Origin of the sequence: Stenotrophomonas sp. SY1 (genome assembly GCF_021202945.1) — a bacterium.
Classification (GTDB): Bacteria; Pseudomonadota; Gammaproteobacteria; order Xanthomonadales; family Xanthomonadaceae; genus Stenotrophomonas.
This window is the reverse complement of record NZ_JAJOYR010000004.1, coordinates 97,580-105,739: the sequence shown is the minus strand read 5'-3', so window position 1 is coordinate 105,739 and position 8,160 is coordinate 97,580. Positions and strand designations below refer to the sequence as shown.

Genomic DNA, 8,160 nt, shown 5'->3' with positions numbered 1-8,160 from the left:
CTGCCTATGCCTGGAGGCGCAATGAAGCACCGCGCTCCGTGGACTGAGGACGAGGACGAGACCATGCGGCTCAACTACCCCCTCTTCCCTGCGTTCCTCGTTGCTCATGTGCTGGGGCGCACGCTCGGTTCCGTGCATCGGCGCGCCAAGACTTTGCGCCTGTCGAAGTCGCCGCAGTTCAGCCAGCACCCACTGGCACACCTTTGGAACGGAACGCAGGCCCCGAAGAGCGTCGCCGCGCGCTTCCAACCTGGGCAGGTACCGGTCAACAAGGGTTTGCGGCGCCCCGGATGGCACGCGGGGCGCATGAAGGAGACCCAGTTCAAGAAAGGCCGTGCAGCACATGAGGCACGCAACTACGTGCCAATCGGCACCGAGAAAGTGGAGCCCAAGCGAAAGGTACTGATGCGCAAGGTGACCGACGATCCGGATCTCTTCCCAGTGAATCGCTGGCGCCCCGTGCACGTCATGGCATGGGAGGCAGCAAACGGCTCGGTACCGGAAGGCCACATCGTGATCTTCAAGCCCGGCATGAAGACCTTTGTTTCCGCCGAAATCACCGTCGACCGGCTCGAGGTCGTGACGCTCGCCGAGAACATGCGCCGCAACAGCTACCACACCAGATATCCGAAGGATCTGGCCGAGCTCGTGATGCTCAAGGCCCGCCTTACCCGAAAGATCAATCGCCGCACGAAGGAGCAGCGCGATGAAGAACAAAGTCAGTGACGTCCGCGACCACCTGGTCGCGATGCTGGAAAGCCTTGGCGACGACAACACTTCGCTGGAAAAGATGGCTCAGACCATCGAGCGTGCAAAAGCCACGTCATTGGTGGCCACCACGTACATTGCCGCGGTCAAGGTCGAGCTGGACGCAATTGAGCTCCACCACGAAGTCGGCCGCACCACTGTCGCAGTGGATACGCAGCAGGGCACTCCCGCGCTTCCTGGACGCCGCCAATGAGCAAGCCCCTTCTAGGCTTTACCGTCAGCCGCCGATTCTGCGAGTCGCCGCAACTCGAAGTCGGCCTTGGCGGCATTCATTTCGCGAATTTCGTCCAAGTCAAACATTTTTATGCCAGGGATGTCGGCGAAGTAAGTTTGAAGCTCAGTCTTGGTCTCGCCGATGATCACCAGAGTCTCGCGGAACTCGGCGAGAAGTTTGTGACGGATAGCGAAGAAATCGAGTCGAGGTGCCGTTTTCATGCCCTCAGACATAAGAGTGAGCGTCGACCAGTTCGTCATGTTGTTGACGATCGAAATGGCCGTAATGTCGGGAAATACGTCCAAATGGTCCACGAATCTTTCGTGCATTGTGAAAACAGACATTCGGAGCGGCTCGGCGTAGATAGCCTTGTATTCCTCCAAATTGTGAGCAGTCACCTTCTCAGTGAGCTTTATCAGCGCAATCAGTTCCCGCGCAGCTTCGGTCAGTTCACGATCGAATATTTTTGCGAGACGCCGCGCTTGCGATTTTCTAGCAGCCTCTTGACGCTCAAGCTCTGCACGCGCCCTCAGACCCGCAGCCAGCAGTTCCTCATTTCGGATGCCATCGGCTCTATTCCGCTCGGAAACCCTGTGTCTGTTCTCGCTGGCGATAGCCAGCAAGGCCACACCTACGGCCAACACCGTGGCTACAGCCGACGCCCAGCCGGCGGACTCTGCAGAGGTCAGGCCAGGAATACCCAAGATCAGCACCACCACGCCAGCCCCGATAGCGAAACAAACAGGGCCAAGGATCAGCGGGCGCACCAGATAGCCGATCGCGCCAAGTATCCCTCTCGATTCCATTCCCTGATCCCCCTGTGGATTGGCAGGCATTCTGCCATGGGGCACCTCTATGGGTGATCTGCAGCGTGCCACCTCAATCCGAGGGCTGCTGAGGCCCCCCCGCTTTGTAACGATCGAGAAGTTCCAAGAACTGACCGGCTACACCCCCGACGCGACCAGGTCGAAGATCAAGCGCGGCGACTGGCTGGAGGGGGCGGTTTACACGAAGGCCCCAGACGGCCGGATATTGATGGACATAGAGGGTTACGAATGGTGGGTGCAAAGCGGGGCAGCGGTGTCCGCCCAATTACATCGGGCAGCATCGAAATAGACTTCTACTACCGCGGCGCGAGGTGCCGGGAGCGCATCAAGCTCCCCCCTACCCCTCGCAACATCCGCTTCTGCGAGAACCTTCTTGGCCAGATCAAGATCGAGATCGAAAAGGGCCTGTTCGACTATGCGGCGCACTTTCCGACCAGCAAGCGAGCCCGCTTAGTTATCGAGAAGCCCGCCACCCTGGACGACATGAAAACGGTCCTCGATCGGTGGCTGGCTCGAAAGGGTATGGAGCTCGAGCACAGCACCATCATTGGCTATACGCGGATCGTGCAGAACATCCTGGTCCCGCGCATCGGTACGATCGCGCTGCGCGACTTCGACCGTACGCAAGTTAGGGAGCTGGTAGCCAAGTTAGGCTCTGAGATCACGGCCAAGCGGATCAACAACGTCCTCGGCCCGCTCCGTGGCGCCCTCGATGATGCCGTCGACGACGACCTGGTCAAGACCAACCCTCTGGATGGCTTCAAGATCCGTCGGCGGGCCCAGGTGAATGCCACCGAGGAAGTGGACCCGTTTAGCCCAATGGAGGTGGCAGCAATCCTGGACGGGATCGACGAACCTCAGGTCCGCAACTACTGTCACTTCAATTTCGCGAGCGGCCTACGCACGTCGGAAATGATCGGGTTGTGCTGGTCAGACATTGACTGGAAGCGCGGCACCGTGAAGATCCGGCGCGCATGGGTCATGGGGAAAATGAAGGCACCCAAGACTGACTCAGGCCTGCGTGAGGTCACGCTGGTCGCCCCGGCCCTTGCCGCTCTGAAGGCCCAGCGCGCGCATACCCTCCTGGCTGGCGAGTTCGTTTTCCATGACCCCAAGACCAATGCCCGTTGGGGATCCGATCAAACAATCCGCGCCGGCAGCTGGCAGCGGGCCCTCAAGAAGGCCGGCGTCCGGTACCGCTACCCGTACCAGATGCGCCACACGTTTGCCTCGCAGGCCTTGAGCGCCGGCGAGAACGTAATGTGGGTGGCCAAGCAAATGGGGCACCGCGACTGGACTATCACGGCCAAAAAATATGCCAGATGGATACCTTCGATGGTCCCAGATGCAGGAAAAAAACTAGCTCAGGCATGGCACTTCGATTGAGCGACCCAAACTGATGATGGGTGCGAACCATGACTACGAGACGAACGGCGGCGATCAGCCATAAGCGGTCAGCCGCGCGCAGCCGGGCTGCGCTGTTTCTGAATCGAGGCTTGCGTGTTGCCAGAGCCATCGATTTTCTCCAGCAGGCTGAGTGTTGGGCAGTCCGCGTCAGCTGAGGCTCGCCTGCATTCTGCAATCAGCGCCACTAGATCGCGCTCCAGTTGCCGAAGCTCGTCGAGCCGTACCCGAACGTCAGCGAGCTTATGCTCCGTCATCTGCCGGGTCTGCTCGCAGGCGCGCTTGCCCTTAACCTCTAGCAGCCCCGCAATCTCGTCCAAGGTAAAACCCATCGTCTGGGCACGCCGGATGAACTGGAGCCGCGCGACTTCAGCCGTGCCGTACTGACGTATCCCGCCTAGCGGCCGGGGTGGTTCTGGCAACAGGCCTCGGCGCTGGTAATAGCGCACAGTCTCGACATGGACATCGGCCGAGGCGGCCAATCTGCTGATGGTTAGGCTCACAGCTTGACTCCGTACTCAGGTACGGATCTTAGTATGCACCGATGTTCAAGACCCCCGATAAATCGGCGCTGACCGCAATCGTCGGCGCTAGCCTAGCCACCATCGGTGCGTCCATCTGTTGTGTCGTCCCGCTCGTCCTAGTGCTGGCTGGCATCAGTGGCGCCTGGATCAGCAATCTCACCGCCCTGGATGCATGGCGCCCTTGGTTTAGCGCGGCCACGCTGACGTGCCTGGGGTGGGCGTTCTGGAGCGTCTACGGGCCAAACTCCCGATGCCGAACTGACGGCGTATGCGTTGATCCCCGCGTGCTGCGTCGCCGCCGGAGTTGGCTTTGGATTGCAACGGTCGTAATCGCGCTGCTGCTGCTTTTCCCGTACTACGTATCCTGGCTCTTGTAGGAGAAGATGATGAAGAAGTTCCTGGTTGTCCTGATGACCTTTTTTGCAGGCACCGTGCTGGCGGCAACGCCAAGGACAGCCGTGCTCGATGTCGAGAACATGACATGCCCGACCTGCAGCATCACCATTGAGAAGGCACTCGACAGGGTTCCCGGCGTGTCGAATGTGCAGGTAGATGCCAAGGCTGCCACCGTCACCGTGAGTTTCGACGCTGAGCGGACGAACGTTCCCGCGTTGGCGCGCACGGTCTCAGACGCGGGCTTTCCGGCGAAGGCAAGGCCGAACGGTGGCTGAGTTGCAACTACAGAGCACCCTGACGTGCCCGGAGTGCGGGCACCAGGCAACCGAAACGATGCCGACAACTTCTTGTCAGTTCTTCTACGAATGTACCGGCTGCGCTGCGGTGTTAAGCCCCAAGCGAGGCGATTGCTGCGTCTTCTGCTCATACGGCTCGGTTCCGTGCCCGCCCATCCAGCAACAGGCGCCCTGCTGCAGATAGCGAATTGAATGTCCGCTTTGGATCGATATCAGCCTGGCCAGCTCTCGGGAGGATGCCCTACTGGCCCACTTGAAGAGCCCTCGAACGAAGACCCTAGGGCAATCGACGACAGCCGCGGGTGGTGACTGTTCAGGCTCTTTGCCGTAGCATCCACCCCGTCAGCGAGGTCTTTAGTCAGCTTTTGGTCATTCCGAGGCTAAAAACCGTTTCTGATCAACGTCTAACCGGGGGTGCATTGGTTTCGACGGGGGTTGTGAAGTCGCTTGGCGCATGCCGAGGGGGTAGCTTTCCTCGTAAATCCAGCTGCAAAACTCTAGTTGCCAACGACGACAACTACGCTCTCGCCGCTTAAGGCGTAAGCCCCGAACCCACTTGTGCCCGTGCTCGTGGATGTAGGGTCATTATCACGGAACCGGCTGTGACGGCTGCCTGTCAGTCACGGCTTAACCAAAACAGGCTGGTCCTGGGGTGCGCTTTGCACACCGTGCTGCCACAGGACGAGACCCAACGGTGAGCTAAGCATGTAGTGCCGGGGATGGAGTGCCTTCGGACGGCGGTTCAATTCCGCCCACCTCCACCAATGAAATGATGAAAGCTTCCTTTTCATCAACGAAAAAGGCCACCCGCACCGGGTGGCCTTTTTCGTTGTGCGAACAGCAAAGCGGAGATCCACTTCAATGGTCATCGGTGACCAGGCCAGCGCACCTCAAGGCTGACCCGCCGCAACACATACGGCGGATCATGCGCCCGATAGATTACTCAGCCAGCATCCGCTGCATCATTTCGCGCGCGGGCCCAGCCAGTTTTTCATTCTCAAGAGCGAAGCGCACGGTGGCTTCAACCAGCCCCAGATGGGTACCGCAGTCAAAGCGCGTGCCTTGGAAGCGATAGGCATCCACTTCCTCTGTCTTGAGCAACTGCGCAATTGCGTCGGTCAGCTGGATTTCGCCGCCGGCACCCGTCGCCGTGTGCTCCAGCAGCTCGAATATTTTCGGACTCAACACGTACCGCCCCACCACCGCCAGATCACTCGGCGCATCTTCAGGCTTGGGCTTTTCCACGATCTGCGCGATACGCCCCTTGCGCCCGTCGAACGCTTCCGTGGCGACGATGCCGTAGCTGCCGGTCTTGTCGTGGGGCACGTCTTCCACGGCAATCACGCTCGCACCCGTAGCCTCGTTCAAGTCGGCCATCTGCTTGAGCGCACCTTCACCGCGATTCCAGATAAGGTCATCGGGCAGCAGCACCGCGAACGGCTCATTGCCGACGATGGGCTTGGCGCACAACACCGCATGACCGAGACCCAGGGCTTCGGTCTGGGTGACGAAAACCGCACGCACGCCCTTGGGCAGCACGTGGCGGATCTGCTCCAGCTGCTCCAGCTTGCCGGCGCGCTCGAGCTTCTGCTCCAGCTCGTAGGCCTTGTCGAAATAGTCAGCCACCGCGTGCTTGTAGCGGTTGGTGACGAACACCAGCGTGTCGCAACCGGCCTCGATGGCCTCATCCACTGCGTACTGGATCAATGGCCGATCGATGATCGGCAACATTTCCTTGGGGACTGTCTTGGTCGCAGGCAGAAAGCGCGTACCCAAGCCTGCGACGGGAAACACCGCCTTCCTAATCCGACCGTGCATCAATGAATCCTTCCTGCTTCTTTCGAGGGAAATGGCACGACATTGGCCGTGACACTGCGAACGTCCTGCGCCTGGACCGGGCTGAACTCGGGAATGGTGGTGAACAGGATGTCGCGGATCGCATCGACGTCATAGTTCGCCACTGCCCTTCGCAGCGCAGCGATGTTGCCCAGAACCAGTTCCGGCGAAAACTCGCGCACACCGGCCTCCAGCACCTTGGGGTGGGACGTCGGCTGGCAGTTCTCGTCGTCGTAGAACAGGCTTTCGTGCAGCTTTTCACCCGCGCGCAAGCCGGTGTAGACGATTGGAATGTCCGCGCCCGGAACCTTGCCCGCCAGGCGAATCATCTGTTCGGCAAGGTGACGGATGAGCACCGGCTCGCCCATGTCCAACATGTAGATCGCTCCCCGGGAAGAAGATGCCGCCGCCTGCAGGATCAGCAGACACGCCTCCGGGATGGTCATGAAATAGCGACTGACTTCCGGATGGGTCACCGTGATCGGCCCGCCCTTGCTGATCTGCTCGCGGAACAGCGGCACCACGCTGCCGACCGACCCGAGCACGTTGCCGAAACGCACCGTGACAAAGCGTGTTTGCATGGCGCGCTTGTTCAGGCTCTGGCAGACCATTTCCGCGTAACGCTTGCTCGCCCCCAGCGCATTGGCCGGATCAACCGCCTTGTCGGTGGAAATGAAGACGAAATTCTCCACGCCACTCTCGGTGCAGGCCGTGGCAACACACTCCGTCGCCAGGGTGTTGTTGCGCACGGCTTCGCGCAGCTGATTCTCCAGCAGCGGCACCTGCTTGTAGGCGGCTGCATGGAAAACGGTGTCCGGGTTGTAGCTCTTCAAGGCATGGCGGATCACTGCCGGATCGCCGCAATCACCCAGCACACCCTGCACCTGCAGGTCAGGGAAGTTGCGACGCAACTCGGCCTGGATGTTCAACATCAACAGCTCACTGATCTCCAGAACGACAAGGCGCGCGGCGCCGTGCCGCGCACACTGCCGGCAAAGTTCCGAGCCAATCGAGCCGCCCCCGCCGGTAACCAGCACGGTCCGCCCTCGCAACCAACCGCGGATCAACGCCCAATCCGGAAGGATCGGCTTTCTGCCCAACAGGTCCTCGATGGCCACTTCCTTGAGTTGCCCGGGCAACGAGCTGCCTTCCAGGATGTCGTTGAGCCGCGGGACGGTACGGAACGGCAGCCCCGTGCTCTCGCACAGTGCAACCACGCGCTGCATTCCCGCCGCTCCCAAGGTCGGGATGGCGATCACCAGCAATTTGGCATCGGTTTCCTTGGCCACGGCAGCCACGTCACCGAGCATGCCCAGAATCGGAATGCCATGCAGCTGAGCGCCCTGCAGATGCGAGGAGTCGTCCAGCAACCCCACCGGCTCATAGTCGCCGGAACGGCGGATATCCTTGATCAACGACTCTGCGGCCTGCCCGGCACCGAGCACCAGCACCCGACGCGCACGCGCATCGGACTGCACGGTCTGGTAATCCTTCCACGCCCGGTACAACAGCCGCGGGCTCCCCAGAAGCGCCGACAGCGCGAACGGATAGACCACCAGCACGGAAATGGGTATCCCGTCCAAGCGGCGATAGGAGAACAAGACAAGGATGGCCAGCAGACCAATGAAGCTGGCCTTGAAGATGTTGATCAGGTCGGCAACGCTGGCGAAGCGCCAGAGCCCCCGGTACAGGCCCACTTTCCAGAACGCCAACGCCTGCAACACCACCACCCCCGCCACATCCAGCGAGAACAGCGGCAACACGGGTGCGTTGTCCAACATCGCGTAGCGGGCGGCAAACAGCAGTTGCCAACACAGCCAGACCATCACCAGGTCATGCAGCATCACTGCATAACGCAACCCGCCTCCCGCAAAACGTTCGTGCCAGGATGCCAT

The 8,160-nt window shown here is 60.5% G+C and carries 10 protein-coding genes and 1 other RNA gene; 7 read left to right on the top strand and 4 right to left on the bottom strand.

Annotated elements, in window-relative coordinates; genetic code table 11:
• Positions 1-21 precede the first annotated feature (21 nt).
• A complete protein-coding gene (locus tag LR961_RS19030) occupies positions 22-726 on the top strand; it encodes an HNH endonuclease (RefSeq protein ID WP_232151545.1) in 705 nt (234 codons plus the stop codon).
• Positions 707-961 (top strand): hypothetical protein, encoded by a 255-nt coding sequence (locus LR961_RS19025; protein ID WP_232151544.1) that lies wholly within the window; start codon positions 707-709, stop codon positions 959-961. Before LR961_RS19030 ends, LR961_RS19025 begins: the two co-directional genes overlap by 20 nt.
• Before the next feature lie 11 nt (positions 962-972).
• Here the strand turns inward: LR961_RS19025 and LR961_RS19020 are convergent, their stop codons facing one another.
• Complete coding sequence (locus LR961_RS19020; RefSeq protein ID WP_232151543.1) at positions 973-1,818, bottom strand: hypothetical protein; 846 nt, start codon at positions 1,816-1,818, stop codon at positions 973-975.
• A 219-nt stretch (positions 1,819-2,037) separates the two neighbouring features.
• On the opposite strand from LR961_RS19020, the gene LR961_RS19015 reads away from it, so the two are divergent.
• The gene (locus LR961_RS19015; RefSeq protein WP_232151542.1) at positions 2,038-3,195 is read left to right on the top strand and encodes a site-specific integrase; all 1,158 of its coding nucleotides are present in this window, start codon (positions 2,038-2,040) and stop codon (positions 3,193-3,195) included.
• A 68-nt stretch (positions 3,196-3,263) separates the two neighbouring features.
• On the opposite strand, the gene LR961_RS19010 is transcribed toward LR961_RS19015, so the two are convergent.
• Positions 3,264-3,716, bottom strand: coding sequence for a MerR family DNA-binding protein (locus LR961_RS19010; RefSeq protein WP_232151541.1), 453 nt, complete (start codon positions 3,714-3,716; stop codon positions 3,264-3,266).
• Between the two features lie 41 nt (positions 3,717-3,757).
• Between LR961_RS19010 and LR961_RS19005 the strand changes: the two genes are divergently transcribed.
• The 4 genes from LR961_RS19005 to ssrA all read left to right on the top strand — a co-directional run bounded on the left by LR961_RS19005 (position 3,758) and on the right by ssrA (position 5,193).
• On the top strand, positions 3,758-4,114 hold the full coding sequence (locus LR961_RS19005; RefSeq protein WP_232151540.1) for a mercuric transporter MerT family protein: 357 nt from the start codon (positions 3,758-3,760) through the stop codon (positions 4,112-4,114).
• Between the two features lie 9 nt (positions 4,115-4,123).
• Positions 4,124-4,408: a cation transporter gene (locus LR961_RS19000; RefSeq protein ID WP_232151539.1), complete on the top strand. Its 285-nt coding sequence runs from the start codon at positions 4,124-4,126 to the stop codon at positions 4,406-4,408.
• Complete coding sequence (locus LR961_RS18995; protein WP_232151538.1) at positions 4,401-4,613, top strand: GDCCVxC domain-containing (seleno)protein; 213 nt, start codon at positions 4,401-4,403, stop codon at positions 4,611-4,613. The genes LR961_RS19000 and LR961_RS18995 overlap by 8 nt, the downstream gene beginning before the upstream one ends.
• 226 nt (positions 4,614-4,839) lie before the next feature.
• Positions 4,840-5,193, top strand: a transfer-messenger RNA (tmRNA) gene (gene ssrA, locus LR961_RS18990).
• A gap of 175 nt (positions 5,194-5,368) precedes the next feature.
• Here ssrA and galU read toward each other — a convergent pair.
• Both galU and LR961_RS18980 read right to left on the bottom strand, forming a co-directional pair.
• On the bottom strand, positions 5,369-6,247 hold the full coding sequence (galU, locus tag LR961_RS18985; RefSeq protein ID WP_232151537.1) for a UTP--glucose-1-phosphate uridylyltransferase GalU: 879 nt from the start codon (positions 6,245-6,247) through the stop codon (positions 5,369-5,371).
• A complete protein-coding gene (locus LR961_RS18980) occupies positions 6,247-8,160 on the bottom strand; it encodes a nucleoside-diphosphate sugar epimerase/dehydratase (protein WP_232151536.1) in 1,914 nt (637 codons plus the stop codon). Before LR961_RS18980 ends, galU begins: the two co-directional genes overlap by 1 nt.

Coding starts and splice junctions, on each gene's coding strand:
- LR961_RS19030 (WP_232151545.1), top strand. CDS start 22: ATGAAGCACCGCGCTCCGTGGACTGAGGACGAGGACGAGACCATGCGG.
- LR961_RS19025 (WP_232151544.1), top strand. CDS start 707: ATGAAGAACAAAGTCAGTGACGTCCGCGACCACCTGGTCGCGATGCTG.
- LR961_RS19020 (WP_232151543.1), bottom strand. CDS start 1,818: ATGCCTGCCAATCCACAGGGGGATCAGGGAATGGAATCGAGAGGGATA.
- LR961_RS19015 (WP_232151542.1), top strand. CDS start 2,038: ATGGTGGGTGCAAAGCGGGGCAGCGGTGTCCGCCCAATTACATCGGGC.
- LR961_RS19005 (WP_232151540.1), top strand. CDS start 3,758: ATGTTCAAGACCCCCGATAAATCGGCGCTGACCGCAATCGTCGGCGCT.
- LR961_RS19000 (WP_232151539.1), top strand. CDS start 4,124: ATGAAGAAGTTCCTGGTTGTCCTGATGACCTTTTTTGCAGGCACCGTG.
- galU (WP_232151537.1), bottom strand. CDS start 6,247: ATGCACGGTCGGATTAGGAAGGCGGTGTTTCCCGTCGCAGGCTTGGGT.
- LR961_RS18980 (WP_232151536.1), bottom strand. CDS start 8,160: ATGGCATCCTGGCACGAACGTTTTGCGGGAGGCGGGTTGCGTTATGCA.